Here is a 26,941-nt window from a genome sequence, read left to right as displayed (position 1 = left end):
AAGTAGGAGTTCCCGGGAGGCTGCCGTTCCTCTCACAGCACCAGCCTGACCGTAGTCTTGCCGATCCGCAGCGTATCATTGTTCTGCAAACGGTGCTCGCCGTCGATGCGCTCACCGTTGACGTAGACCTTGGCCCGGTCAGAGAGCGGCTGCACGAGCAGCGCGTCCCCCTGCGCGGCCAACACACAATGCTGCGGGGAGACCTTGCGGTCCGGCAGACAGAGGTCACACTGCGCGGCGTCGCTGCCGATAATCAAGCTGCTTTCCACCATGCCGGCCCAGCGGCTCTCGGCAATCGAGGAGCGCTGGCTCCAGAACAGCGTGACCCAGCGGCGGGGCAAGGCGTCCGGTTCCCCCGCACCGGCCAGCAGATGCTCGGCCTCGGCCTCCTGCTCGGCGGCGCGGTCCCGGCGTCGCACGCCCCACCAGCTGCCCAGCAGCACCAGCAGCAGCACCGCCGCAATCAGCAGCGGCCCCCGGAACCGGGCAAAATAAAAGGCTCTGTCCCGCGGCCAGACGACCACCTTGAACGTGGCCGTGTCGCGGCTGCTGCTGACGTTGGCCGCGCTCATCTTGCCGGACACCCGGTTCAGCGCTACCGTGTAGTCGCCTTTGTAGAGCGGCTCGATTTCCAGATCCGCCGTGCGGGCATCCTCGCTGATCGTCACGGATTTGACCTGCACGCGCCAGTTCCATATATCTTTGCTCCGCACCTCGTAAAGCTGCGGTTTGTTCGCGTTCTCGTTGATGGGCTGGTTGAAGGTCAGGCGCAGCTTGTCGCGGCGCAGTGTTTCGACCTTCGTCACCTGGGGCTTGGCCAGACGGTAGCCCATGTAGACGGTCTGGCTGCTCCTGATGGCGCTGCCCAGCTGCGGCATGGCCAGCGTCAGTGTCTCAAGGCGCTCACCGTAGAGGCTTTCGGGCACCTCGGTCTTGATTTCCAGCGCTGTGGCGAAGTATTCCTGCTTTTTCTTCAGCTCGTCGCCCAGTGTCGAGGCTTCGCACAAAACCAGCCTGCCGTCGGCGGCGCTCTCCAGCGTCTCAAACGCGCCCGGCCTGTCGGTCATCAGGTAGATGTACGCCGCCATACCGATCTGGTCGCTCACGTCGCTGGCCAGCGTTGCAAACAGGGCCATATTCGTCAGCACCTGCCCGGCGTCGGTCACGATCATGGCCGCCTTGCGGGGGGCCAGCGCCTGATAGTCGCTCTGCAGCTCACTGTAGACCGCCGAAATCAGCCGGGCCGTGTCCATGCTGCCCTCGACCTGCTTGATGCTGCCCAGCGTCTTATACATCAGGTTCTTGTCCGACGTTGCCGGCAGCACGCACTCGGTACTGCCTGCCGTCGTGTACAGCATCAGCTGGTCATCGTCGCCCATCGCGTTGATGAGCTTGCGCACCCCGCCAAGCATCGTATAAAACTCCGATGGTGCGATGCTTTTGCTGTTGTCCAGCGCCAGAATGTAGCAGATCGGGTCGCTGGCCGCTGCCACAGAGCGGACCTCCAGCCTGCGGTCCCCGAGCGTCAGCTCCGGGCCTGCCGCCTGCACCTTGATGGGTGAGTAGGAGTTGCCGTTCCCGTCCAATGCGTAAAAGTAGACGTCCAGCTCCGGCACATTGACATAGACCTGCTCCATCTTGAAGCTGCCCGCGCCCGACATGCCTACGGTGGTTTCCGCCGCCGCGCCGAACGCGCCCAGCGCTGCCAGCAGCAGCACCAGCAGCGTGCAGAGCCAGAGTTTATGCTGTCTCATGGGGTCCTCCCCTCGTGTGGTCAATCACCGATTTTTCTGTGCAGGGCGCGCAGCGCCGTGATGGCCTTGCGGCGGCGCTTCGTTTGGGCCTTTGCGGTTTTTTGCGGGGCGGGGGCCGCCGGGGCCGTCGGGCGGGTCATCGGCGCGGGGACCACACTGCCGCTCTCCTCGTCGTCCTCATCGGCCAGCGTGATGCTGGGCATCAGGGGGCGGTGCGGGGTGGGCGGGGGCGGCGTGCCCTCGTCCAGAATCGGCTCTCCCTGCTGGCGCAGGATCGGGTAGGAGAAGATCGCGCCGGGAATCTCCACTTCCTCATGGGCGTCGCCGGGCTGGGGGGTCGGGGTGGTGTCAAAATAATCCGGCGACGGCGTGACGACCGTGTTCGTCCGCGGCTCCTCGTCGTCCAGGCCGGGCGCTACAACGCGGTTCGCGTCCGGGGCAGGCGGCTCCTCCGCGGGGGCTTCCTCGCTGCCGCGCAGCGCAGATGCCGCTGCATCGACCTTGTTGGCCGACAGATCCAGCCGCGGTTCGGCATCCGCCTCGGCCAGCTCCTCCTTATGGGGGACCAGCGGGGCGTTCTGGCTGGCGTACTCCTGCGTTTTTTGCAGTTCCTCGATCATTTTTGCCAGATAGTCCATCATCTCGCCGCGGGTCTTTTCCATCTCCGAGATGCGGCTCTTTAGATCCTGCAGCCGCAGACGGTGGGCGTTCTGGATCTCGCGCGTTTCATCGGTGGCGGACTGCACCATCTTGCGGGCCTGGGCAACAGCCTGCTCACGCGCAAGCTGGTCGATGGCCTCGGCCTTGAGGTTCGTGTCCTTCAAAATCTGGTCCGCATCGTCCCGGGCCTGCTGGCGGATGCGCGCAGCCTCGGCCTCGGCGTCGGCAATGACTTTATCACGGTCCGCGATGACCTGCTGGCGGGCCTGGTCATGGGCGCGGCCCTTGACGCGCAGCGCGGAGTTTGCCTCCTCGCAGCGCTCGGTCAGCTCCTTATTTTCCCGCGTCAGGTCGCTGTTTTTCAGGCGCAGCATATCGACCTGGTTCGTCAGCGAATGGCTGCGCTCCTTCACGGTGGAGAACTGCGTTTCGAGATTGGCGCGGTAGCTTTGCAGCTTATCCACCTGCCCGGCCAGCGTGGCGTTCTGGGTCGAGAGGGTCTGGTTCTGCATGACCAGTCCCTGGGCGTGGCGGCGCAGGGCGTCGTTCTCCTGCCGGAGTGTGCGCAGCTCCGACGTCATGGCGGTCAGGTGCTGCTCATAATCGGCGCAGAGGTCCTCCATGGCCTGATGCACGTCCTCCGGCTCATAGCCGCCAAAGCGCGCCTTGCGCATGCCGCTCTGCTCTATGTAATTGTCGATGTCGATTTTGGGCATTGGTAACTACTCCCAACTAAAATTTACATATACACCATTTTATTATAGAGCAAGATGTGACGTAAAGCAAGGGAAAAGGCAAAAAAGGCGCTGCTTTGCCGCACACAAAAAAACCGCCCGCTCCATGGCGGAGCGGGCGGCGAAAAGCCTAATGATTCAGTTCAAATCAAGCGTTGGCCTGGGAAGCAGCAACAGCGCAGGCGACGGTCATACCGACCATCGGGTTGTTGCCGGCGCCGATCAGACCCATCATCTCGACGTGAGCCGGGACGGAGGAGGAGCCAGCGAACTGGGCATCACCGTGCATACGGCCCATGGAGTCGGTCAGGCCGTAGGAGGCAGGGCCGGCAGCGACGTTGTCGGGATGCAGGGTACGGCCCGTGCCGCCGCCGGAAGCGACGGAGAAGTACTTCTTGCCGTTCTCGATAGCCCACTTCTTGTAGGTACCGGCGACCAGATGCTGGAAGCGGGTGGGGTTGGTGGAGTTACCGGTGATGGAAACCTCAACGCCCTCAGCCTTCATGATGGCAACGCCCTCCAGAACGTCGTTGGCGCCGTAGCACTTGACAGCAGCGCGCTCGCCGTCGGAGTAGGGGATGGTCTCGACGACCTTGAGCTCGCCGGTGGCGAAGTCATAGTCGGTCTTGACGTAGGTGAAGCCGTTGATACGGCTGATGATCTGGGCAGCGTCCTTGCCCAGGCCGTTCAGGATGACGCGCAGGGGCTCCTTGCGGACCTTGTTGGCGGTACGGGCAATGCCGATAGCGCCCTCAGCGGCGGCGAAGGACTCGTGGCCGGCCAGGAAGGCGAAGCAATGGGTGTCCTCATGCAGCAGCATGGCACCCAGGTTGCCGTGGCCCAGACCGACCTTGCGCTGCTCAGCGACAGAGCCGGGGATGGTGAAGGCCTCGAGGCCCTCGCCGATGGCAGCTGCACAGTCGGCAGCGCTCTTCAGGCCGCGCTTAACGGCAATGGCGGTGCCCAGGGTGTATGCCCAGACAGCATTGTCGAAGCAGATGGGCTGGATGCCGCGGATGATCTTATCGCAGTCGATGCCCTTGGCCAGCAGCATCTCGTTGCAGGCGTCGAGGCTCTCAAGGCCGTTGGCCTTCAGGCAGGCCTCGATCTTGGGCATACGGCGATTCTGGGATTCAAAAGTTGCCATAATCTATGTTCCTCCCTCTCTTATTCTTCACGCGGGTCGATGTACTTGACAGCGCCCTGCTCGGCAGAGAAGCGGCCGTAGGTGCCGATGTTCTTCTCGTAGGCTTCCTTCGGGTCCTTGCCGTGACGGATGTCCTCCATCATCTTGCCCAGACGGACGAACTGATAGCCGATGACCTGGTTGTCCTTGTCCAGAGCGGTCTTGAGGATGTAGCCCTCGGTCAGCTCCAGATAGCGGACGCCCTTGGCCTTGGTGGAGAAAATGGTACCGGTCATGGAACGCAGGCCCTTGCCCAGGTCGTCCAGACCAGCGCCGACAGGCAGGCCGTTCTCGGAGAAGGCGGTCTGGCTGCGGCCGTAGACGATCTGCAGGAACAGCTCACGCATAGCAACGTTGATAGCGTCGCAGACGAGGTCGGTGTTCAGAGCCTCCAGAATGGTCTTGCCGGGCAGGATCTCGCCTGCCATAGCGGCAGAGTGGGTCATACCGGAGCAGCCGATGGTCTCAACGAGGGCCTCCTCGATGATGCCGTTCTTGATGTTCAGGCTCAGCTTGCAGGTACCCTGCTGGGGAGCACACCAGCCCACACCATGGGTGTAGCCGCTGATATCCTCAATTTTATACGCCTTGACCCACTGGCCCTCTTCGGGGATGGGCGCGGGACCGTGCTTGGGTCCTTTTGTGATCGGGCACATTGCGTTGACCTGTGCGGAGTATTCGATCATAATTTTCTCTCCTTTGCATATTGTTAGGCTTTTCACAGCTATCTTTATTATAAAGGGTCGAATCCTGTTTTTCAAGATGTTAGTTTATGCTAACCTTTTGTTTTTTCGCATTTTGAGCCCCCGGGCGGCATAGCGGGCGGCGAAACCGCATGGCGCAGTTGGGAGAGAGGCGTGCGGAGTGTAGGGGCCGATGCTCGCATCGGCCCGCGGCATACGGGAATGTGCCCGGTCGTGATAAAGCGGCAAAAGCCCCTCCGGCCTCGTTTCACTCGGCCACCTCCCCGCTGTGCGAGGAGGCTTTCTCGCGGGCACAGCCCGCGCAAAAAGGCTCCCCACAATGTGGGGAGCTGGCCGAGCCTGCGAGGCCTGAGGGGCTTTGCCGCCTTGCCGTTGCCTCGCCACACAAAAAAGCGCCGCCCTTTTCCCCAAGAGCGGCGCTTCCCTATTCAAAACCGTTCAGTACAAAAAACCAAAAATCACCCGCGACGCTGCGCCGCAAGCTGCCATCATCACAACGGCGGCAAGAATGGGCGGCAGCCATTGCCGGGCCAGACCGGGGTGATCCGCCGGGACGTCGGGCTTCGCCTTTTTGCCATGCTTTGCCGGGGTCTTTTCTGCCGCGGCATCCCCTTTCTCCGGCAGGCAGAACACCTGCAAGAGCGCGAAAAGCAGCATGATTTCCGGGAAGATCATCGACACGCGAATCGAAATGACCGCATGGGCCAGGTAGCTGACCAGCGCCAGCGTGACGGGCGCTACGCCGGGGCGCAGCCAGTTCTGCGCGGCCCTGCGCAGGTGCGCAATGACAAACCACAGCCACGCCGCCAGCCCGGCAGCGCCGGTGGTCAGCAGCAGCTCCAGATATTCGTTGTGGGCGGCATAAAACGTTTTCATCCGGTCCGTGATGCCCGCGCCCGCCCAATCGGCCACCGCCGTGTGCATCATGCCGGGGCCGACGCCCAGCAGCTTGCGCCAAACGGGCTGCGCCAGCCAGCTTTCCACCGTGATGCGCCAGGCCGTGCCGCGGTAGGTGCCCCAATTGTCGTTGAAGATCAGCACATCGTCCAGGCGGCCCAGACTCGGGAAGCCCGGCACGCAATTGGCCAGCAGCGTCAGCACCGCCGCACCGGCGACGATGCCCCCCGCCAGCACGCGGCCCGGCCTGTACAGCGGCAGCTCCTGCCCGCGCAGGCCAAAATACAGCGCGGCCCAGACCACAAGGCAGACCACAAACCCGCGCTGCGCCACATGGCCCAGCGCCGCCAGCATCGGCTTGCCGCCCTGGGTGTAGACGTGGGTGCGCATATACTGCATCCATCCGGCGTGGAAGAAGAAGAACGCCCCGATGACCGCCAGCCGCCGCAGCGTGCGGGTCGTAAAATTTTTCTGGCAGATTAGCACGAGCGCCGCCACGCCGACGCCGAGCATCAGCCCCTCGGCATCCACCACGGCCAGCGCCAGCCCGCCGAAAAACGCCGGAATACCGTAAAATACCGTGTGCCGCGGCCCGCGCGCAACGAGGAACGCATAGAACACAAGCGGCAGTGCAAACGCCATGAACCCGGAGCAGAAGTTTTTCTGTCCCAGCGTCGAGAAAAACTGCGCGCGCTCGACAACTGCCGTGTCCGCATACGTGCCGATGAGGTCGATATTAAAGATGTTGAGCACATACAGCACCGTGACCAGCGCCGTCGTGACGCCGACGCAGAACGTCAGCCCGTTCAGAATTTTCTGCGGCGCAAACGCGCGGACAGCCAGATACCCCGCCGCCGTGAACAGCACCATCATGCAGCCGCCGTAGTAGCCGCCAAGCCCCCAGAACGAGGCCCCCGGCGAGAGGGAGAGCACGGTGGACACCACGCCCGACGCCGTGACCGCACCCAGCGCCCAAAGCGCGGGGTCGGCTTTCCACGGCAGACGGCCCGGATCCGGCCTTGCGCCGACACAGGCCAGCGCGCCGAGCCAGAGCGCGAACGCCCAGCTCAGGGTGCAGATGCCGGTGAATTTGACAACGCCGAGGTTGGAGAATTTATCGATATACAGCGGGAACACGCAGAGCGCGGCCAGCAGAAACGCCGTGGCCGAGCGCGCGGCCAGCTTGCGCAGTTGTTGGGATTGGGTCATAGAAAGCCTCTTGAAATACATACTTTGTTATCGGAGCCGCTATGTAGGGGCCGCACATGTGCGGCCCGCCGCCTAACGGAAAACGCCCATCTGCAGGAAGGCCGCGGGCCGGGCATGCCCGGCCCCTACATGTCTCCCGGCAACACCATATTTTACCCCGTGCCACGCAAAATTTCAACCATTCTCCACAGGTTTTACAAGACTGACACAAATCAGCCCCGCTGCGGCACAGATCCCGGCCAGCCAGTGCCGGGCGGCCAGGGGCAGGGCCTGCGCACCGATATAGCTCAAAATGCTGCCGCCGCTCATGCCCAAAGCAATAAAACCGTAGTTCACCCCGGCGTGGGGCAGGCCGAACAGGTCGGTGTTGAAGGACGGCTGTACCGCCGCGCCGCCCGAGTAGAAAAACGTGAGCACCGCGTAGGCCGCCAGCACCCACCACTGCCCCGCAAACGCAAACCACGCACTGCCCGCGGCCAGACCGAGATACACCGCGTACAGCACCGGCTTGCGGCCCAGCCTGTCACTGACAGCAGGCAGCAGCATCCGCCCCGCCGCGCTGGCCGCCGACCCCAGCACGATGCTGTACGGCGCGGCGGACTCCGGCAGACCGCGCTCGGCTGCGATCTTGAAAATTTCCGGGCTGAACAGCAGCACCGCCGGGGCCGACAGCGCCACCGCCGCCGCGCACAGCTTATACTGCGGCGTGCGGAGCATCTGTTTGTAATCAAGTCCCGGCTGCGGCGGGCCGCTCTGCGCTTTGGGCGGCGGGTCCTGCAAAATCAGCGCCCCCGCGCCGCAGACGACGAGCATGACCGCCCCTAACGCGGCAAAGCAGACCCGGATGCCCCACGCCCCGCCGACACCCCTGACGAACACCGTAAAAAACGCGCCGGACAGCCCCATGGCGACGCCCGCCACGCCGGTGGCCCAGCCCTTTTTGTCCTGATACCACTTCTGCGCACACGCCAGCACCGCCGGGGCTAAAAACGCGCTGCCCAGCCCCGCGGGCACGCTGTAGACGACGAGAAACAGCGCGGCGTTCGCGGGCGGCACGAGCGCCGCCGCAAAGAACCCGCCCGCCAGCAGCGCCGTGCCCCACAGCCCGGCAAACCGCGGGCCGCGGGCGTCCTGCAAAAGCCCACCCACTGCGCAGCCGACACCGTAGGCCGCAACAAGCACCGCGAACGCCAGCATGGCCTGCCCGCGGGAAAACCCGTACCCCTGCATAACAGGCTGCTGGAACACGCCCCACGCCGCCGGGATTCCGGTGAGCAGCTGCGCCGCCGCCCCTGCCGCCAGAATGTACGGCCCGCGATTTTGTTTTGGCACACGTATCCCCTCCCCTTTTCGGGTTAGTATGCCCGGTTTGGATTGACAAAATGCAGCGCAAAAGGTATCATTATAAAGTATATAAAAGCAAAGAGCCCTCCCCCTCAGGGGAAGCCATTATACAGTATAAGGAGAATACCATGAAAACTCAGCCTTTAAAAGGTATGCGCGATCTGCTCCCGCGGGAGCAGGCGCTGCGTGACTATATCCAGGGCCAGATTTTGGCCACCTACCGCGCCGCCGGTTTCCAGCGCATCTCCACCCCCATTCTGGAGGACATGGAGAATCTGGACAAGAGCGACGGCGGCGACAACCTGAACCTGATCTTCAAGGTCCTCAAGCGCGGCGACAAGCTCGAGCATGCGCTGGCAAGCGGCGACGAGAAGCAGCTGTCCGACATGGGTCTGCGCTATGACCTGACCCTGCCGCTGTCCCGCTACTACGCGGCCAACCGCAACGAGCTGCCCAGCCCGTTCAAGGTCATCCAGACGGACCGCGTCTACCGCGCCGAGCGCCCGCAGAAGGGCCGTCTGCGCGAGTTCGTCCAGTGCGACATCGACATTCTGGGCGACTCCTCCCCCAACGCCGAGGTCGAGTTGATCGACGTGACCGCCCGCGCCCTGCTGAAGATCGGCTTCACCGGCTTCACCGTCAACATCAATGACCGCCGCATCCTGCGCGCGATGCTCGAGAAGATGGGCTTTGCCGCTGACCAGCTGGACTCCGTCTGCATCAGCTTTGACAAGATGGACAAGATCGGTGCGGACGGCGTTAAGGCCGAGCTGACCGAGAAGGGCTTTGCCGCCGAGGCCGTGCAGGCGCTGGACGACTTCCTGCGCGCGGGCGATTTCAGCCTGGACACCGTCGCCGCCAGGGTCGACGACGAGGCGCTGACCGCCGACCTGCGCTATGTCATCGCCGCCAGCGAGAAGGTCGCGGGCGGGCGCTACGGCATTGCCTATGCCCCCAGCCTCGTGCGCGGACAGGGTTACTACACCGGCATGGTGTTTGAGGTCACCTGCCCGCAGTTCAGCGGGGCCGTGGCCGGCGGCGGACGCTACGACAACATGGTCGGCAAGTTCATCGGCCAGCAGGTGCCCGCCGTGGGCTTCTCCATCGGGTTCGAGCGCGTCTGTGGCATTTTGCTGGAGCAGGGCTACCAGATCCCCGGCGCGAAGCCGAAGATGGCGCTGCTCTACCTGAAGGACGCCGACTTTGCCGCCGTGCTGGCCAAGGCCGAATCCTTACGCGCCGACTACGACGTGACCGTGCTGCCCCAGGCGAAGAAGCTGGGCAAGCAGTTCGGCACGCTGGAGGCCGCGGGCTACAACGCCGTTGCCTTTGCAGACAACGACGACGTGAAGCTGCTTGAGCAGAAGGCCGAATAATTGACGTAAAATTTGTGGGATGTGCCGAAAGTACGGTACATCACACTTTTTTGTATTTGCTTTGTAACACACAGGGCGCGTTTTCCGTGTTATATGGGTGAAAAGGGAAATTGAAAATAAAACCTCCCTCTGCGAGGGAGGTGGCCCGCAGGGCCGGAGGGAGAGAACCTCATCATTGCCCGAAGCGTTTCGGATAGCCGCAAGGTTCTCTCCTCCACCGCCTGCGGGCGGAGCCCCCTCGCAGAAGGGGCCAAGAGCGCACCGCCTCTATAGAAAGGAGCCAACCATGAAAAAACGCATCGTCCGTATCACCGCTGCCCTGTGCGCCACCGCACTGCTGGCGGGCTGCGGGAGCAGCATCAGCAGCAAAGACGGCGGGTACTACGCCACCGAAGCCGCCGCGCAGGAGAGCTACGCCAATTACGACAGCGCCGCAGGCGGGACGGACAGCGGCCTTGTGCCGGAGAACGCCGCCGAGGCCGCCACCGACGAGACCGCACAGAAGATCATCTACAACGCCAGTCTTTCGATGGAGTCCACCGACTTTGACACGACCCGCGAGGCCCTGATGACCGCCGTCGAGGCCAACGGCGCATGGCTGGAATCCACAAGCCTGTACGGCACCGAGAAGGACCATGACCGTACCGCCGACTACACCGTGCGGGTGCCGGTGGGCAGCTACCGCGCGTTTCTGGCCGCCGTGGGCGACGCGGGCAGCGTGCTCAACATCAGCGAGAGCGCCGAGAACATCACGAGCAGCTACATAGACGTGCAGGCGCGGCTGTCCGCGCTGGAGGCCCAGCGGGACCGCCTGAACGAGTTGGCCGACGAGGCCGAGACGACCGCTGACCTACTGGAAATCGAGAGCCAGCTTTCCGACGTGCAGTACCAGCTGGAAAACTACACCCGCCAGCTGCGCAACATGGACCAGCAGGTCAGCTACTCCACCGTGGACATCTACCTGCGGGAGGTCTCCACCCTGACCCCCACCGGCGTGACCTTCGGTGAGCGGATCGCCGACGCCTTCGGCGGCGGCTGGGATGCCTTTGTCGGGTTCCTGCAGGGGCTGGTCATCGCGCTGGTCTACCTGTGGCCGGTGCTGCTGATTGCAGTGGTCGTGGTGTTCATCGTGCGCAAGGTCTGGAAAAAGCGGCCCAAGAAGGAAAAGCTGCCCAAGCCCGCGCAGACGCCCCCGCCCGCCGAGTACCCGGTGAAGCCGGGCGACGAGCCGAAGCCGAAATATTGACAGAAAACACAAAACCTGCCCAGCCGCGTGATATGCGGTTGGGCAGGTTTTTATCTTTATGTGCGATAGGGGCGAGGCATGCCTCGCCCTGCACCTACCCGCAAAAGGGAATCCTGCGGGCAGGTTGCGGGCCGGACATGTCCGGCCCCTACAGCGCTATTACTTCTGACTGAGTCCTTCAGTTCACGGAGGGGTCAAGACCCCTCCCTACATAGCATCCGTATACGGCAGTTTGTAGGGAGCGGTCTTGACCGCTCCGGCTGCCTTACGGTGGCTGCATGATAACGGGAAAGCCTTAGTCCTTCAGCGTCAGCGCGATGCTCAGATCCTTGAGCTGCTGCTCATCGACGACGTCGGGGGCACCGCTCATCGGCTCACCGGCGTTCTGCACTTTCGGGAAGGCGATGACGTCGCGGATGGAGTCCTTCTTGAGCATCAGCATGACCATGCGGTCCAGGCCGTAGGCCATACCGCCGTGCGGCGGCGCACCGAACTTGTAGGCGTCCATCAGGAAGCCGAAGCTCTCGCGGGCCTTCTCCTCGGTAAAGCCGAGGGCGTGGAACATGCGGTCCTGCAATGCGGGATCATTGATACGCATCGAGCCGCCGCCCATCTCGACACCGTTCAGTACGATGTCGTAGGCCACGGCATGGCAGGCACCCGGGTCGCTCTCGACCTTGTCCAGGTCCTCGGCCTTGGGCAGGGTGAACGGGTGGTGCATGGCCATCCAGCGGCCCTCCTGCTCGCTGTACTCAAACAGCGGGAAGTCCACCACCCACAGGAAGTTGAACTTGTCGGGGTCGATCAGGCCATGCTTGCGGGCGATGTCCAGACGGACCTGACCCAGCGCGGTGCATGCCTTGACCCAGTCGGTGTCGCTGACCAACAGCAGCACGTCGCCGGTCTCGGCGTTCAGCGCGGCGTACAGGGCGGCCTTCTCGGCGTCTGTCAGGAACTTTTCAAAGCTGGAGGACGTGCCGTCGGCGGTCAGGCGGCTGTAAGCCAGACCCTTGGCGCCGTAGGTCTTGGCGACCTCGCCGAGCTTGTCGATGTTCTTGCGGGAGAGCTTGTCGGCCAGACCCTTGGCGTTGATGGCGCGGATCGTGCCGCCGGCCTCCAGCACAGCGGCGAAGGGCTTGAACTCGGTGCCCTTGAACACCTCGGTCACGTCCTGAATCTCAAGGCCAAAGCGGGTGTCGGGCTTGTCGGAGCCGAAACGGCCCATGGCCTCGTCCCACGGCATACGGTAGAACGGGGTCTCGACGTCGACGTTCAGCATTTCCTTCCACAGGCGCTTGATGAGGCCCTCGTTCAGGGTCATGATGTCGTCCTCGGAGACAAAGCTCATCTCCTCGTCCACCTGGGTGAACTCGGGCTGGCGATCTGCGCGCAGATCCTCGTCGCGGTAGCAGTGGGCCAGCTGGAAGTAGCGGTCAAAGCCGGACAGCATCAAAATCTGCTTGTAGAGCTGCGGGCTCTGGGGCAGGGCGTAAAAATGCCCCGGCTGCACGCGGCTGGGAACGAGATAGTCGCGCGCGCCCTCGGGCGTGGACTTGATGAGGGTGGGTGTCTCGATCTCGGTGAAATGGTTCTCGCAGAAATAGTTGCGGATGATCTGCATGATCTTGCTGCGCAGCACGATGGGCTCATGCATGGACGGACGGCGCAGGTCCAGATAGCGGTAGCGCAGGCGCAGGTCGTCGTTGACGTTGATCTCGTCGCGCAGCTCAAACGGCGTGGTCTGGGCCTCACTCAGGATGCGCAGCTCGCTGACGTAGAGCTCTACATCGCCGGTTGCGATCTTATCGGTCTTGGCGGCGCGCTCACGCAGCTTGCCGCGGCAGATAACAACGTACTCGCTTTTCAGGCTCTCGGCCTTGGCGAAAACGTCCTTCGGCGTATCCTCATCGAACACCAGCTGCAAAATGCCGGTGGTATCGCGCAGGTCGGCAAAGATGATGCCGCCCTTGTCGCGGGCGCGGGCGATGGAGCCGCAGACGGTCATTTCCTGACCGGCCATGGCAAGCGTGACTTCGCCGCAATAGTTCGTGCGGCGCAGACTGCCCAAAGTTTCCATATTTCCTGTCCCCTTTACGGTTTTATCTTTTACTAAAATATTATTATAACGCGCCGCTGTGCATTTGGCAAGAGGGCGGCGGGCAAACACGTGCGGATTTTGCCGGATTTCCGGCTAATTTGTTTTGCAAAGCGTATTGACAATTTTCTTTTTGCCTGTTATAATAGTAAAGCTGTGAGCACCACAGTGTATACGTGCCTGTAGCTCAGTTGGTAGAGCATCTGACTTTTAATCAGAGGGCCCAGGATTCGAGTTCCTGCAGGCGCACCAAGACCGGTTGAAACCGCAAGGTTTCAACCGGTTTTTGCGTTGCTGCGGGCGTAGGGGCCGGGCATGGCGGGCGGCTGCTTACGGGCAGGCCGCGGGCCGCACATGTGCGGCCCCTACATGGCAGCAATGGTTTTTTTGAATATCTCTGCCCGCAAAAAAGGCATGTACGACTTATCCAATCGTACATGCCTTTTTATTTTGTATTCATTTCCACAGCAGGAACAGCACGGCCAGCAGCACACCTAAACCCACCAGATACACCCCGGCAATGGCCAGGGTGGCCTTCAGCACACCCATGACGGCCCAAAATTTTTCTTTGGGCGTCCAGTCGGGGGCCTGCTCCCAGGGACGGTCATTCGCCGGCTCCGGGGGCAGGGCGTCCGCCTTGCGGCGGTGGGGGCGCAGCGTCGGCGCAGGGCCGATGCCGCTCATATCGGCGATGGTGCGGCCATCGTCCTCGAAGTCGTCGCGTTTCCTCATTTTTCGTACAGGTGGCAGACCACGTAATGGCCCGGCTCGACCTCACGCTGCTTCGGCGCTTCGGTCTTGCAGCGCTCCGTGGCATAGGGGCAGCGGGTGTGGAACTTGCAGCCGGACGGCGGGTTGGCCGGGGACGGGATGGAGCCCTGCAGCACCACGCGCTCGCGCTTGACAGTCGGGTCCGGGATGGGAATGGCCGAGAACAGCGCCTTGGTGTAGGGGTGCAGCGGGTGGGCAAAAATGTCGTCGGTCTCGCCGTACTCCACCAGATTGCCCAGGTACATAACGCCGACAGTGTCGGAGATATGCTCGACGACGGACAGATCGTGGGAGATGAAAAGATACGTCAGGTTGCGCTTTTCCTGCAAGGATTTCAGCAGGTTGATGATCTGCGCCTGAATGGAGACGTCCAGCGCGGAGACCGGCTCATCGCAGACGACGAACTCTGGGTTCAGGGCCAGCGCACGGGCAATGCAGATACGCTGGCGCTGGCCGCCGGAGAACTCGTGCGGGTAGCGGGTCTTGTGGTAGGGCTGCAGGCCGCAGTCGTCCATGACCTGGTCAATATAGTCGTTGAACTCGTTCTTCGGCACAAGGTTGTGCTCGCGCACGGCCTCGCCGATGATCTCGCCGACGGGCAGACGCGGGGACAGGCTGGAGAACGGGTCCTGGAAGATGATCTGCATCTTGGTGCGCAGCTCACGCATCTCGGCGGGGGTCATGTCGTAGACCTCCTTGCCGTTGAACAGCACCTGGCCGCCGGTCTTTTCGCCGCCCAAGCGCAGGATCGTGCGGCCCGTGGTGGACTTGCCGCAGCCGGACTCGCCGACAAGGCCCATCGTGCAGCCGCGGCGCAGGTTGAACGTCACGCCGTCCACGGCCTTGACGTGGCCCACGGTCTGGGACAGCAGGCCGCCCTTGATGGGGAAATATTTCTTGAGGTGGTTGACCATCAGGATATACTGAGGGTCATAGGTGACGGGGGTGTAATCGTTTTCGATCAGGTTCTTACCCTTGTTTGCCATGCGTCACTCACCCGCCTTTCTGTTTTCTTCATAGTAGCGGTAGCAGCTGACCTTGTGCGTCGGGGACAGGCTGATCTCGCAGGGGTACTCGCCGCTGCAGCAGGGCAGCTGCAGCTCGCAGCGGTCCTTGAAGTAGCAGTAGTTCGGCATATCAACGGGGTTGGGGACCTTGCCGGGGATGGAGTACAGGCGGTCCACTTTTTTGCCGACAACGGGCTTGGACGCCATCAGGCCGATGGTGTAGGGGTGGCTCGGGTGGGCAAAGATCTCCTCGACAGTGCCCTTCTCGACGACACGGCCCGCGTACATGACGACGACATAGTCGGCCATCTCGGCAATGACGCCCAGGTCATGCGTGATGAGCATGATGGACGAATTGATGCGGTCCTTCAGGCTGCGCAGCAGGTCGAGGATCTGTGCCTGGATCGTCACGTCCAGCGCGGTGGTCGGCTCGTCGGCAATGATGATCTTCGGGTTGCAGGCCAGCGCCATGGCGATCATGACGCGCTGGCGCATACCGCCGGACAGCTCGTGGGGGTACATCGCGTAGACGCCCTCGCTGTTGGCGATGCCGACCATCTCGAGCATCTCGATGGTGCGCTTCTTGATGTCCTCCTTCGTCTTGCCCTCACCCTCGTGCAGGGCGATGACCTCGTCGATCTGGGCACCGATGCGGAACACCGGGTTCAGGCTCGTCATAGGCTCCTGGAAGATCATCGAGATATAGTTGCCGCGCAGGCCCTGCATCTTGTCCGCCGGGGTCTTGGCAATGTCGTAGGCCTTGTCATTGCCGAGGTTCAGCCGGATGGCACCCTCGACGATCTGGCCCTGGGGGCGCTGCAAAAGCTGCATCAGGGACAGGCTGGTGACAGACTTGCCGCAGCCGGACTCGCCGACGACGCCGACGGTCTTGCCGATGGGCACTTCAAACGAGACGCCGTCGACGCTCTTGACGACGCCGGTGTCGGTGAAGAAGTAGGTGTGCAGGTTATCGAACTCCACCGCGTTGGCGGGGTCCTTCATCTGGGTGGTGTACTCGGACTCGGGCACGTTGCGGCGCTTGCGGCGCTTTTCGTACTGGTCCGTGATGCGGCGGTTTTCCTTGGAGATACGCCGCGACTCTTTGGCGGAAAGGTATCCGTCCTGATTTTTAGCCATCGTGTGTTTCTCCTTCCAATCAGCGTTTCATCTTGGGGTCAAACGCATCGCGCAGACCGTCGCCCACAAAGTTGAAGCCCAGAACGGTGAGCAGCAGGCAGACACCGGCAGGGATCCAGATGAACAGGTAGTTCGTCATGACGTAGGCGTTGTTGACGTCGTTGATGATGTTGCCCCAGGAGGCAAACGGGTACTTGACGCCCAGACCCAGGAAGGACAGCGTGGCTTCGGTCAGGATGGTGGAGCCGAGGCCCATCGTGCAGGTGACGATCAGCTGCGGGATGACGTTGGGGATCAGATGGCGGAAGATGCGGTGCCAGACCTTGATGCCGCAGGCCTCGGTGGCCAGCATGAACTCCTGCTCGCGCAGGGACAGGATCTGGCCGCGGACCAGACGGGCAATGCTCGGCCAGCCGAGGAAGCCCAGGATCAGCATCAGGTACATCATGCGCTTCCAGGAATCGACGCGCATCGCGTCCATGGCCGCACCGATGATGATGATGACGGGCATCGAGGGGATGCAGTAGAAAACATCGACGATACGCATAATAATGTTGTCGATCCAGCCGCCGAAGTAGCCGGAGATGCCGCCCATCAGGATGCCGAGGGACGCTTCAATGACAACAACGATGAAGCCGATGATCAGCGAGACACGTCCGCCGTACATCAGGCGGGTCAGCATGTCCATACCGTTCGTGTCGGTGCCGAGCCAGTGCTCTTTGCTGGGGGCGGCGTAGCGGTCATAAACGTAGGTCTCGGTCATCTGCTTGACGCTCCAGACCTTGGCGGAGGCGTCGTAGACGATGTCATACTCGGCCTCGCTGCCCTCGGCGTCGGTGTAATTGAACTTGGCGGCGTTGTCGTCGATGGCCTCCTCGAGGCGGTCCTTGAAGTCACGGGTGACGACGACGCTGGAATCGGCGGCGGAGACGACGAAGCGGCTGACGTAGCCCAGCTCCTCACCGCCTGCGAGGATATTGCCGTCCGCGTCGAGGGTGTAGTCCACGCCGTCGGCAGTGAACTCCTTCTCCCCTGCCGTCATGGCGGTCAGGGCAGCCAGCTTGACGTCAAAGCTGAACTTCGGCGCACCGTCGGCCTCGTTCACAAGGTCGCGGCTGGCGTAGCCCATGATGTCCCTGCCCTGGTAGACAACGTAAAAGTCGTCGCTCTGGATGTCGACGGTGTAGTCAACATCCTTATAGTTGAATTCCGTATTGCCCTTCTTGACGGCCTCCAGTGCCTTGCTCTGGGCGATGGAGCCGAAGTTCTGCCCATCGGCCACAACAAAGCGCATCGTATCGTTGCGGGTAACGCCGACAAACTCCTTGGACATCTGGGTGTAGGTGAAGAACTGCTCATCCTGGCCGTAGGGGCTGACAAGGCCGCCGACGAAGGAGAACAGGAACATGGCCACCAGAATGGACAGGCCGACGACAGCCAGACGGTTGCGGAAGAACCGCTTGGCGACGAGTGCGCCCGGGGACAAAACCTTGACGCGGCGGTCATCGTTTAGGGAGTACTGCTCCTGCTTCGGGTTCTGGTTCTGCGTATTTTCGCTCATGGGTGTGCAGTCTCCTTTCTTAAGAAATGCGCACGCGCGGGTCGACCACGCCGTACAGAATATCGGTCAGCAGGTTGCTGGCCAGCGTCAGCACCGCCATGAAGGACAGGTAGAACATCGTGAACGGGATGTCGCCCGCGACCATGGACTGGTAAGAGATGTAGCCGATGCCCGGGATGGAGAACAGTGTCTCGGTGATGAGGGCGCCGCTGAACAGGCCGGGCAGGCTGCCGCCGATGATCGTGACCAGCGGGATCAGCGTGTTGCGGAAGGCGTGCTTATAGATGACCGTGCGCTCCGACAGGCCCTTGGCGCGGGCCGTGCGGATGTAGTCGGCGTTCAGGACCTCGAGCATGTTCGTGCGGGTATAGCGCATGTAACCGCCGATGGAGACAATGACCAGCGTGACGATGGGCAGGACCAGATGGTTGGCCTTGTCCAGGAACTGGCCCATCGAATCCAGCTGGGCGTAATCGCGTCCGACGAGGCCGTACAGGTCGAACCAGCCGAGCTTGACCGAGAAGAACAGCTTGAGCAGCGTGGCAAAGAAGAAGGTGGGCAGCGAAATACCGACCAGCGCCACAGAGGTGATGACATAGTCCGCGCGGCTGTACTGCTTGGTAGCAGCCAGCACGCCGAGGGGCACGGCGATCACGAGGGACAGCACAAAGGAGATGCCGCCCATGATGACAGACAGGCCGATGACCTCGGTGAATTTCTGGGTGGCAGGCACGTTCCACTTCCAGCTGTCGCCGAAGTTGCCGACAACGGCTTTGCTCAGCCAGGTGAAGAAGCCGGGGACGATGTCCAGGTCAAGGCCGTAGGAAGCGTTGAGCTGGGCAAGCCATTCCTCATAGGGCTTGGCGCCGGGGGCCTGAGCCAGCTGCATTGCCATTGTCTCTGCAAAGGAGCTGGGCAGGCTGCGGATCAGCGCATAGATAATGAACATGACACAGAACAGGATCAGTACCGACTGCGCGACACGCTTGATGATGTAGTTTCGCAAGAGTTTTCGTTCCTTCCTTGCACGGTTAAACCGCGTTTATTTTGCAGGGAAATGCCGTAATGTGGGCATCCCCATCCCACGCAGGGACGACGCCCTGCGTGGGAGTGGGACGACCATATTAGTGGTATAGGGGAAGAATGGCGATTACCGCCGGGCAGAGGGCCGGGCATGCCCGGCCCCTACAGGGCAGCGCATTCGTAGGGGCGCATTCTATATGCGCCCGCACAGGCTGCCCGCTCCCCCTTTCCTCGGTTCGTCCAATACAGCAAGCAACCGCCCTTGGCGGGCGGTCACCTGCTTTCACAACGGTAAGTTGAACTTAGTTCAGCTCGAGGTTGTTCAGCTCAGACTTGTAGGTCCAGTACGGGGTCTGATCCTTCGCGATGGTGTCGATGTTGACACGCTCGGTGGAGAAGATCGTAGCCTCGCTGCGCTGGTAGACGGGCAGCTCGACACCCCAATCCAGGATGATCTCCATGGCCTCTTTGTACATGGCCTTGCGGGCCTCCTGGTCGGTGGTCGCGCGGGCAGCCATGATCAGCTCGTCCAGGTCAGTGTCATTGATGGTGTAGTAGTTGGTAGCGCCCTGGCTGTGGTACAGCTGGTACATATCGGGGTCATTGGTGGACTGCCAGGCTGCGACCCAACCCTCGGCAGCGCCGGACTGATAGGAAGCGAACAGGTCAGAAGCGTTGGCCATATCGTTGACAGTCAGGGTGAAGCCGATGGTCTTGAGAGCGGCGGCAGCGTTGGTCAGGGTCTGGAAGGAGGGGTGATCACCGTTGCCGGAAGCACCGATGTTGATCTGATACTCCATCTTGGCACCGGCGGGAGCGGCAGTGATCTGGCCGTTCGCGACGGTGTAACCGGCAGCCTCGAAGTAGCCCAGGGCAGCCTGCAGAGCGGCGGCGTACTTGTCCTCGCTCTTCATGTCGGAGGTGTAGATCTCGTTGCCGTCCACGTCGGTGGAGTAGGCGATCTGGTAGCCGTCGTCGGTGACGGACGGGGCAGCCCAGGAGGTGTTGGAGATCGGGTAGTTGATGACGGTGGCGGTGTCGCCGTAGTAGGAGTCGATGCCCTCATCGCGGTAAGCGGCGATGACGGTCATGATGGCCTTGCGCAGGTCCTTGGAAGCCTGGGAGGAGGGGTCGCCGCCGACGTTGACGTTCTTGGCGCTCAGGGCGATGTAGCCGTAGCCGCGGTAGTCCTTCAGGCGGGTGGTGATGACGGGGCCGTCCTCACCCTCGACGCCGTTGATGTCGGCGATCTGGTCAGCAACCTCCAGAGAGTAGGAAGGATCGGAGATGTCGATGGTGCCGGCCTGAACGCCGGTGATCTTATCGGCCTCCTGGGTCTCCTTCATGTTGACGTGGGCGACCTTGGGTGCGCCGTCATAGTAGGAGGGGTTGGCATCCAGATAGACAACGCCGTCGCTGTACTTGGAGAAGGTGAACATACCGGCACCCATGGGAGCGCTGGTCTTGGCGCGGACGCTGCTCAGGTCGCCCTTGGCAAAGCCGAAGGAGCTGTTGTCGTAGTCGTACAGGCTCTCATCACCGTAGTAGTGCAGCGGGGCGATGGGCATCTGCAACTGGTAGATCATGGTGGTGGACAGCTCGGTGGTGGTCAGCGTCATGCTGTAGTCACCGGTCTTGACGATACCGGCCACAGAAGCAACGGCGTCACCGACGTTGACACCGGTGGTGGAGTAGGCGTAGACGTCCTCGGGGATCAGGTCAGACAGGGCGGTACCGGCAGTCTCGGCCTCCATGGCAGAGAAATTCCAGTCGTAGTTCGCGCCGATCAGCTCGAACATATCCTTCGCGGTTGCGCCTGCAGGCAGCTCGCCCAGGTTCCAGGCGGAGGCGGCACCGGCAGCATCGTTAGCGTCGGCGGCAGCGCCGTTCTCAACGCAGTAGTCGATGATCTCCTGGGCAAACTTCACACCGCCGTCGTTGACAGCGTCCCAGAAAGCCTTCTGCTGCTCGGCAGTGAAGTTCGTGTTGTCGGTGTTGTCCTCGCCGGCCTCAGCGATCAGCTTGGACAGCGTGGTCATGGAGCTGCGGTACTCGTCCAGACCAACGATGGGGGTGGAGTACATGGTTACAGAACCGTCATACGTAGGATCGAGGAAAACATACATCGAGAAGATGACGTCGTCGATGGTGACAGGCTCGCCGTCGGAGAACTTCAGGTCCTCGCGCAGCTTGATGTCATAGGTAACGGTGCCGTCGGCGTTCTCGGTGACAACGCAGTCGGCAGGACCGTGGTAGGTGTAGTCAGTGCCGTTGTACTCGCGGGTCTCGCCCTCGATGCCGTTCAGGACCATCTCACCCTTACGGTCAGCGCCCAGCAGGGCAATCTGGGTCAGGTCGATGACATCCTGGTCAGAGGCAGAAGCAGCAAAGAAGGGGCTGAACTTGCTCTCAAAGCCGGTCTCGGCCAAAACGAGCGTACCGTCGGAAGCGGCAGTGGTGGATGCCTCGGCCGTGGCCGTGCTGGTGCTCTCGCCGGACGCAGTCGCAGCGGAGGAAGCAGCACCGCCGCAGCCTGCCAGCATGCCGACGCTGAGAGCGGCAGCGGATGCCAGTGCAATGGCTTGCTTGGTGTTTTTCATGTGGTAAAACCTCCTATAATTTGCCCTCACCCACAAATCATTATTGCGCTCCCCAAGAGCGCAATACGAGAAAGGGGGACGCCCCCTTTCCGCACCCTGTGTGTCTTTACAGCGTACACTTGTCGATAATGGCTTAGTTTATAAGATACCTTAAAATTGACAAAAAGTCAACCATAAAATCACACTTTTGCTGTTTTTTGTACCTTTTACCAAATTTGAGAGAAAAATTTTGGAAGGACCTAAAGCCTTCCCCGGGGGGTGCAGCGTGTCGAAAAAGCCTGTTTCCGGGATGTTTGTAGGGATGGGTCTTGACCCATCCGCACATCTGGCCGCGCGCAGCGCATAAAATCGCGCCGAATGGTGCGCGGTTTTCCCGTCGCGTTGTGCTTTTGGCAAGGCAGCACGGAACGGTCAAGACCGTTCCCTACAAACCGTTCCAGAAAATGCGTTGCTGCGGTAAGTTGACGGGCGACCAATGGTCGCCCCTACACACGCAATAAGGCAAGAATGCGATTTTTCAACAGTCTAATCTTCCCCTTCGGGGCAAGCCTTATCCTGTCTAACCCCAAAAAAAGCGTGCCCTGCGTTTTTTCTGCGGAGCACGCTCTATTATAATACTGTATAATTATTCTTCTTTTTCCCACGGCATCCGCTTGAGGAGCCGCGCAGCAGCGGCAAAAGCAGCGCAGGAGAGCAGTTCAAAAAGTATAAAAACACCTTGCATTCCCCAAAGCAGCTGTGCGTCCGCTGCAAACACAGCCACCCCCTGCCCCGCGCAGGCAGCAGCGCAGAGTACCGCTGTCGCCCTGCACAAAGAGGGCAATTTTTGTGCGGTCTGTTCGTGGATATAAGCCCGCACGCGCGCGCCGCCCCGGGTCAGCCGCACCAGCAGCACCACCGCATACAGCGCCAGCACCAGTGCCGCCATGTAGGGCAGCAGCAGGTACACAGGTGCGTGGGCCGTGGCCCCGGGCAGTGCGCCCGCGCCGACGGTCAGCGCAGCCCCGCCGCCGCAAAACAGCCACAGCAAAGCCAGCATCCTGCTGTGAGGGGGCTCACCCGCATAGCGGTAATGCGCGCCGCGATACTGATAATTGCCGTTCAGATCCTTTTCAAAGTCGTCGAGATAGGCGCGCTTCTTTTTCTTCTCGCGCTCGCGGTCCGCCATCAGACGATCCCCGTCAGGTCGTAACTGTCCAGCCACGCCTTGGCCGCCTCGCTGACACCGCGCAGACAGCTTTCCTCAAACGGCGTGGTCAGGCCGGCGTTTTTCAGCAGTTCGGTGAAGGTGCGGCTGCCGCCCTGCTTCGTGTAGGCCATGTAGTGGCTCCACGCATCGGCCCGGTCCTTTTGCAGCATCGCCCAGAACTGCAGGCTGACGGTCTGGGCCAGACAGTAGTCGATGTAGTAGAACGGGCTCTGATAAATGTGCATCTGGCGCTGCCAGTACTCACCCGCGCCGTAGAACGGGATCTCGCCGTCCAGACGCATCCAGGGCTGATAGATGGCAGCCAGCTTTTTCCATTCCTCGTGGCGCTGGGCCGGGGTCAGCTCGGGATGCTCGTAGACGATGTGCTGGAAATGGTCCACCATTGTGCCGTAGGGGATGAAGGTCAGCGCACCCGCCAGATGGCTGTAGCGGAACTTGCGGGCATCCGCGCCGAAGAAGCCATCGGCCCACGGCCAGGCGAAGAACTCCATCGACATCGAGTGGACCTCGCAGGCCTCCATGCTGGGCCAGACGTAGGAGTACGGGATGCGGTCACGGTTCATGTAGGCGGCAAAGGCGTGGCCGGCCTCGTGGGTCACGACCTCGACGTCGTGCTGGGTGCCGTTGAAGTTGGCAAAAATAAACGGCATTTCGTAATCACCCAGGCCCGTGCAGTAGCCACCGCCCGCCTTGCCGGGGGTGGACAGCACGTCCATGAGCTGGTCGTCCAGCATTTTGTTGAAGAACACGCCGGTCTCGGGGGAAAGCTCCTCATAGAACTTTTTGCCCTGCTTGAGGATAGCGTCGGCGTCGCCCGCCGGGCGGGGGTTGCCGCTGCGGAACATCAGGGCGTTGTCGGCTGCGTTCATCGGGTACTGCTTGCCCAGCCGCCCGGCCTGCTCGCGGTAGATGCTGTCGGCCAGCGGCACGATGTACTTGACGACGGCGGCGCGGAACTTTTCCACATCGGCCTTCGTGTAGCAGTTGCGGCCCATGCGGTAGTAGCCCAGCGTGGTGTAGCCCTCATAGCCGAGCTTTTTGCCCATGGTGTCGCGCAGGTGGACGAGCTGGTCGTAGAGGCCGTCAAACTCGGCCCCGTGCTCTTTGTACCATGCGCCCTCGGCCTTCCAGGCGGCCAGACGGCGGGCATCGTCGGGGTCGTTCTTGAACGGGGACAGCTGGCTCAGCGTGTAGACGCCGCCCTCAAACGGGATCTGCGCCGACGCGATCAGCTTGCCGTACTCGGTGGTCAGCTTATTTTCCTGTGCCATCTCGTCGAGAATGTCGGGCGAGAACGCCTTGTCCGCGATCTCGGCGTTGACGAACATCAGGTCGCCGTACTCGGCGGTGAAGTCAGCGCGGAACGGCGAATCGAGCATCGCGCGGCTCCAGGCGTTCTGGCACTCCTGCAGCTGGGGAGTGGCCTCGTTCCAGAAGTTCATCTCCTCATCGTAGAATTTGTCGCGGGTGTCAATCGTATTGCGCACGCTGGCCAGCTGGGCGAGCGTGTCCACATGCTTGTTGAGCTTTTCCTCCTCCAGAAAAACGGCGTGGGCCTCGGCGTAGGTGGCAGCCGCCTTGAAGCGGGCCAGCAGGTCAGCAAACTGCTGCTTGACGGCGTCCAGGTCGGGGCGTGCATAGGGCATTTCCGAAAATTTCATAGTGTAGCTCCTTTACGGACAGTTTTGTCTGTATTATAGCACAGCGGCGGGCAAAAAGCAAAGAAGCGGAATTTGCATTTCTGTATAAAAATCCTGCGTTTTCATCTTGCAAATTTGGCGCATGTTGAGTATAATAGGGCTAGTAATATCATAATGAAGGGGAGAATTGAAATGCCGATCTCTGAACCTACCGCCGTTTTTTCCATCCGTGATGACCGTGATATGGAGATCAAGCAGGCGGTGCTGCAGGTGTACCGTGCGCTGGAGGAGAAGGGCTACAACCCCATCAATCAGCTCGTCGGCTACATCCTGTCGGAGGACCCGACCTACATCACGACCTACAAGAACGCCCGCGCCATCATCCGCCGCATTGACCGCGACGACCTGCTGCAAGCGCTGGTCCGTGATTTTGTGAAGCACTAAAACAGTAGAATGTAAAAAATCTCCCGCGTATCGGTTAGGATACGCGGGAGATTTTTTTACTTCAAAGCCTTCCCCCCAGGGGGGGTGAAGGTGGCCCCGCAGGGCCGGATGAGGGGCGAGTTTGCCGCGGCTTCCCGTTTATGAGCTATAATGGCAAACCTGCCCCTCATCAGTCAGCGGGCGGGGCCGCTGACAGCTTCCCCCGAGGGGGAAGCCTCAGACTGTCGAAAAAGGTGCGCTCACCCTTGCCCCCTCTGCGAGGGGGCCGAGTCTGTTGTTTACTCTGCAAAAAACGCATTCTGCACGGCGTTCAGCACGGCGGCACGGCCTGCGGTAAAGTTCACGCCGCCCTGCAGATAGCAGGTGTAGGGCGCGCGCAGCGGGCCGTCGCAGGAAATTTCAATCGTGCTGCCCTCGGTAAAGCTGCCGGACGCCATGACGACCTTGTCGGTGTAACCCGGCTCATCGGCAGGCTCGGGGCTGGCAAAGCTGTCCACAGGGCTGTTGTGCTGGATGCCCGCGCAGAAGCCCGTCAGCGCGGCGGCACTGCCCGAGTCAAAGCAGGTCACAATGTCGTTGTGGTCGGCGGTGTAGCGCGGCACGGGATTGACGCCCGCCAGCTCCAGCAGACACTGGGCATAGATGGCGGTTTTCAGCGCCTCGCAGACGACGCCCGGCGCGTAGTAGAAGCCGAGGAAGGTATCCCGCAGGCTGTCCTGCGTGCAGCCCAGGTCCCCGCCGATGCCGGGCGCAGTGAAGCGGTGGCTGCACTTTTCGACAAGGTCCTTACGGCCCGCAATGTAGCCGCCCGTAGGGGTGATGCCGCCGCCGGGATTCTTGATGAAGCTGCCCGCCATGATGTCCGCGCCGAAAGTAACGGGCTCGGCGGTCTGGGTGAACTCGCCGTAGCAGTTGTCCACGAAAATCACCGCGTTCGGGTTGGCTTTGCGGGCGGTGTCCGCGACCTTTTGAATCGTGGCAAGGTCAAACGCATTGCGCTGGGTGTAGCCGCGGCTGCGCTGGATGTGTACCACCGTGGCGGTCCTGGCCTTCTCGGCAATCAGGTCATAGTCGGGGGTGAAGTCCGGCAGCAGCGGGCACTCGTCGTAGTTCACGCCAAACTCCCGCAGCGTGCCGCAGCCCTTGCCCGCGTCTCCGATGCCGATGACGCCTTCCAGCGTGTCATAAGGGCGGCCCGTGGCGGCCAGCAAGGTGTCGCCGGTGCGCAGCAGACCGAACAGCGCGACGGTCAGCGTGTGGGTGCCGCTCATGAATTGCGGGCGCACCAGTGCGGCCTCGGCCCCCATGCAGCGGGCAAAGACCTCCTCCAGCTTGTTGCGGCTGTCGTCCCAGACGCCGTAGCCGCTGGACCCCCAGAAATGCCGTGCCTCGACGCCGCAGTCGGTGAAGGCACGCAGCATTTTGAGCTGGTTGTAGTCGCGGATCTCCTCCACATGGGCAAACTGCGCACGGCAGAGGTCGAGGGCCTTGCGGTCCAGCGCCAGCACTTCGGGGCGCAGGTCGTAAAATTGTTCGATCATGTAGTATTCCAATCTGTAGTATAATGTTGAATTTTGCCGATTTGTAAAAATCCAAGCTGTGCATAAAAGCCGCACAGCGCCGGGAAACAGGCGAACCGCACCGCGCGTTCGGCGGTCAGCTCATTCGCCAGCCCGACAATCAAATACCGCGCCAGCCCCCTGCCCTGCCACGCGGGGTCGGTCACGCCCGCGGCCATGTAGCTCTCGGTATCGCTCTGCTCGTAGCAGCCCACCGTGCAGACGGGTCTGCCGTTGTGCAGCAGCGCGCGGCAGGTGCCCACCCCGTGGGCCAGCGCCGTGCAGGCCGCGGAGTAGAACTCGTCGGCCTCGGCGTCGCTCTCGGCAAAGACAAGGCGGCTGACCGGCAGCATCGACGGCGCTTTGTCCGGGACAAGCTCCGCCGGGGGCGCGGGCGGCAGCGGCAGGGCACGGCCCTTTGGCAGCTCCCACAGCGTCAGCGGCGCGGCGGGCTGCCAGCCGGGCAGGGTCAGCGGGTGCTCGGTTCGCAGGGTGTCGGCGTGCAGAAAGCGGAGAAAGCCCGTCAATTCCTCCCGGGCGTCCTCCCCCGCTTCCCCGCCGGGCAGCGCACCGCAGAGCACCGCCGACCCGCCGCGCAGCTCCAGCACCGCGGAGCCGGGCAGCAGGTAGAACGCCCACCCGCTGGCAGGGTGGCTGCCGAACAGGTGCAGGTGCGTGCCGAGGGTGGCTTCAAAGTAGGGCTTGTGGGCGATACGGCGGAGAAATTCGGTTTGAAGCTCGGAGGTGGAAGCGGATTGAATCATAGGGGTCCTTTTTCGGGTCA

At 61.9% G+C, this 26,941-nt stretch carries 20 protein-coding genes and 1 tRNA gene; 4 read left to right on the top strand and 17 right to left on the bottom strand.

All coding sequences use genetic code 11. The features are described from left to right. Positions 1-32: 32 nt before the first annotated feature. The 6 genes from B5D32_RS03005 to B5D32_RS02980 form a co-directional block, all read right to left on the bottom strand. On the bottom strand, positions 33-1,754 hold the full coding sequence (locus B5D32_RS03005; RefSeq protein WP_078783608.1) for an FHA domain-containing protein: 1,722 nt from the start codon (positions 1,752-1,754) through the stop codon (positions 33-35). 20 nt (positions 1,755-1,774) lie between these two features. Further along, the gene (locus B5D32_RS03000) at positions 1,775-3,130 is read right to left on the bottom strand and encodes a coiled-coil domain-containing protein (protein WP_078783607.1); all 1,356 of its coding nucleotides are present in this window, start codon (positions 3,128-3,130) and stop codon (positions 1,775-1,777) included. Between the two features lie 166 nt (positions 3,131-3,296). Further along, the gene (locus B5D32_RS02995) at positions 3,297-4,295 is read right to left on the bottom strand and encodes a GGGtGRT protein (RefSeq protein WP_078783606.1); all 999 of its coding nucleotides are present in this window, start codon (positions 4,293-4,295) and stop codon (positions 3,297-3,299) included. Between the two features lie 20 nt (positions 4,296-4,315). Next, complete coding sequence (locus B5D32_RS02990; protein ID WP_078783638.1) at positions 4,316-5,017, bottom strand: iron-sulfur cluster assembly scaffold protein; 702 nt, start codon at positions 5,015-5,017, stop codon at positions 4,316-4,318. Between the two features lie 459 nt (positions 5,018-5,476). Continuing rightward, positions 5,477-7,144 carry an O-antigen ligase family protein gene (locus B5D32_RS02985; protein WP_078783605.1) on the bottom strand — a complete coding sequence of 556 codons (1,668 nt, stop codon included), beginning with the start codon at positions 7,142-7,144 and terminating at the stop codon, positions 5,477-5,479. Between the two features lie 174 nt (positions 7,145-7,318). Next, entirely contained in the window at positions 7,319-8,476 is a 1,158-nt protein-coding gene (locus B5D32_RS02980) for an MFS transporter (protein ID WP_242943387.1), read from the bottom strand. A gap of 140 nt (positions 8,477-8,616) precedes the next feature. Between B5D32_RS02980 and hisS the strand changes: the two genes are divergently transcribed. Continuing rightward, the gene (hisS, locus tag B5D32_RS02975; RefSeq protein ID WP_078783603.1) at positions 8,617-9,864 is read left to right on the top strand and encodes a histidine--tRNA ligase; all 1,248 of its coding nucleotides are present in this window, start codon (positions 8,617-8,619) and stop codon (positions 9,862-9,864) included. Between the two features lie 286 nt (positions 9,865-10,150). Then, positions 10,151-11,110 carry a DUF4349 domain-containing protein gene (locus B5D32_RS02970; RefSeq protein WP_078783602.1) on the top strand — a complete coding sequence of 320 codons (960 nt, stop codon included), beginning with the start codon at positions 10,151-10,153 and terminating at the stop codon, positions 11,108-11,110. Between the two features lie 295 nt (positions 11,111-11,405). Here the strand turns inward: B5D32_RS02970 and aspS are convergent, their stop codons facing one another. Beyond that, entirely contained in the window at positions 11,406-13,187 is a 1,782-nt protein-coding gene (gene aspS, locus B5D32_RS02965) for an aspartate--tRNA ligase (protein ID WP_078783601.1), read from the bottom strand. A 194-nt stretch (positions 13,188-13,381) separates the two neighbouring features. Here aspS and B5D32_RS02960 point away from each other — a divergent pair. Then, positions 13,382-13,457: transfer RNA gene (locus tag B5D32_RS02960), tRNA-Lys, on the top strand. Between the two features lie 204 nt (positions 13,458-13,661). On the opposite strand, the gene B5D32_RS02955 is transcribed toward B5D32_RS02960, so the two are convergent. The 8 genes from B5D32_RS02955 to B5D32_RS02920 form a co-directional block, all read right to left on the bottom strand. Beyond that, complete coding sequence (locus B5D32_RS02955; protein WP_078783600.1) at positions 13,662-13,937, bottom strand: hypothetical protein; 276 nt, start codon at positions 13,935-13,937, stop codon at positions 13,662-13,664. Next, a complete protein-coding gene (locus B5D32_RS02950; RefSeq protein ID WP_333490662.1) occupies positions 13,934-14,890 on the bottom strand; it encodes an ABC transporter ATP-binding protein in 957 nt (318 codons plus the stop codon). Before B5D32_RS02950 ends, B5D32_RS02955 begins: the two co-directional genes overlap by 4 nt. 75 nt (positions 14,891-14,965) lie before the next feature. Further along, the gene (locus B5D32_RS02945) at positions 14,966-15,985 is read right to left on the bottom strand and encodes an ABC transporter ATP-binding protein (protein ID WP_333490661.1); all 1,020 of its coding nucleotides are present in this window, start codon (positions 15,983-15,985) and stop codon (positions 14,966-14,968) included. Positions 15,986-16,139: 154 nt separating this feature from the next. Continuing rightward, entirely contained in the window at positions 16,140-17,681 is a 1,542-nt protein-coding gene (locus B5D32_RS02940; RefSeq protein WP_078783597.1) for an ABC transporter permease, read from the bottom strand. A 19-nt stretch (positions 17,682-17,700) separates the two neighbouring features. Next, positions 17,701-18,687, bottom strand: a complete 987-nt coding sequence (locus B5D32_RS02935) for an ABC transporter permease (RefSeq protein ID WP_143402658.1) — start codon at positions 18,685-18,687, stop codon at positions 17,701-17,703. A gap of 319 nt (positions 18,688-19,006) precedes the next feature. Further along, entirely contained in the window at positions 19,007-21,304 is a 2,298-nt protein-coding gene (locus B5D32_RS02930) for an ABC transporter substrate-binding protein (RefSeq protein ID WP_078783596.1), read from the bottom strand. A 625-nt stretch (positions 21,305-21,929) separates the two neighbouring features. Next, positions 21,930-22,508, bottom strand: coding sequence for a hypothetical protein (locus B5D32_RS02925; protein ID WP_143402657.1), 579 nt, complete (start codon positions 22,506-22,508; stop codon positions 21,930-21,932). Continuing rightward, positions 22,472-24,175: a M3 family oligoendopeptidase gene (locus B5D32_RS02920; protein ID WP_078783594.1), complete on the bottom strand. Its 1,704-nt coding sequence runs from the start codon at positions 24,173-24,175 to the stop codon at positions 22,472-22,474. The genes B5D32_RS02925 and B5D32_RS02920 overlap by 37 nt, the downstream gene beginning before the upstream one ends. A 171-nt stretch (positions 24,176-24,346) precedes the next feature. Here B5D32_RS02920 and B5D32_RS02915 point away from each other — a divergent pair, with 171 nt between their 5' ends. After that, positions 24,347-24,598: an IreB family regulatory phosphoprotein gene (locus tag B5D32_RS02915; protein WP_143402656.1), complete on the top strand. Its 252-nt coding sequence runs from the start codon at positions 24,347-24,349 to the stop codon at positions 24,596-24,598. Between the two features lie 278 nt (positions 24,599-24,876). Here B5D32_RS02915 and B5D32_RS02910 read toward each other — a convergent pair whose 3' ends face one another. Both B5D32_RS02910 and B5D32_RS02905 read right to left on the bottom strand, forming a co-directional pair. Continuing rightward, complete coding sequence (locus B5D32_RS02910) at positions 24,877-26,139, bottom strand: methionine gamma-lyase family protein (protein WP_078783593.1); 1,263 nt, start codon at positions 26,137-26,139, stop codon at positions 24,877-24,879. Further along, on the bottom strand, positions 26,136-26,921 hold the full coding sequence (locus B5D32_RS02905; protein ID WP_078783592.1) for a GNAT family N-acetyltransferase: 786 nt from the start codon (positions 26,919-26,921) through the stop codon (positions 26,136-26,138). The genes B5D32_RS02910 and B5D32_RS02905 overlap by 4 nt, the downstream gene beginning before the upstream one ends. Between the last annotated feature and the right edge of the window lie 20 nt (positions 26,922-26,941).

It is taken from the genome of Gemmiger formicilis (assembly GCF_900167555.1).
In the GTDB taxonomy this organism is placed as follows: Bacteria; Bacillota; Clostridia; order Oscillospirales; family Ruminococcaceae; genus Gemmiger; species Gemmiger formicilis.
This window is presented reverse-complemented; position numbering and strand designations above follow the sequence as displayed.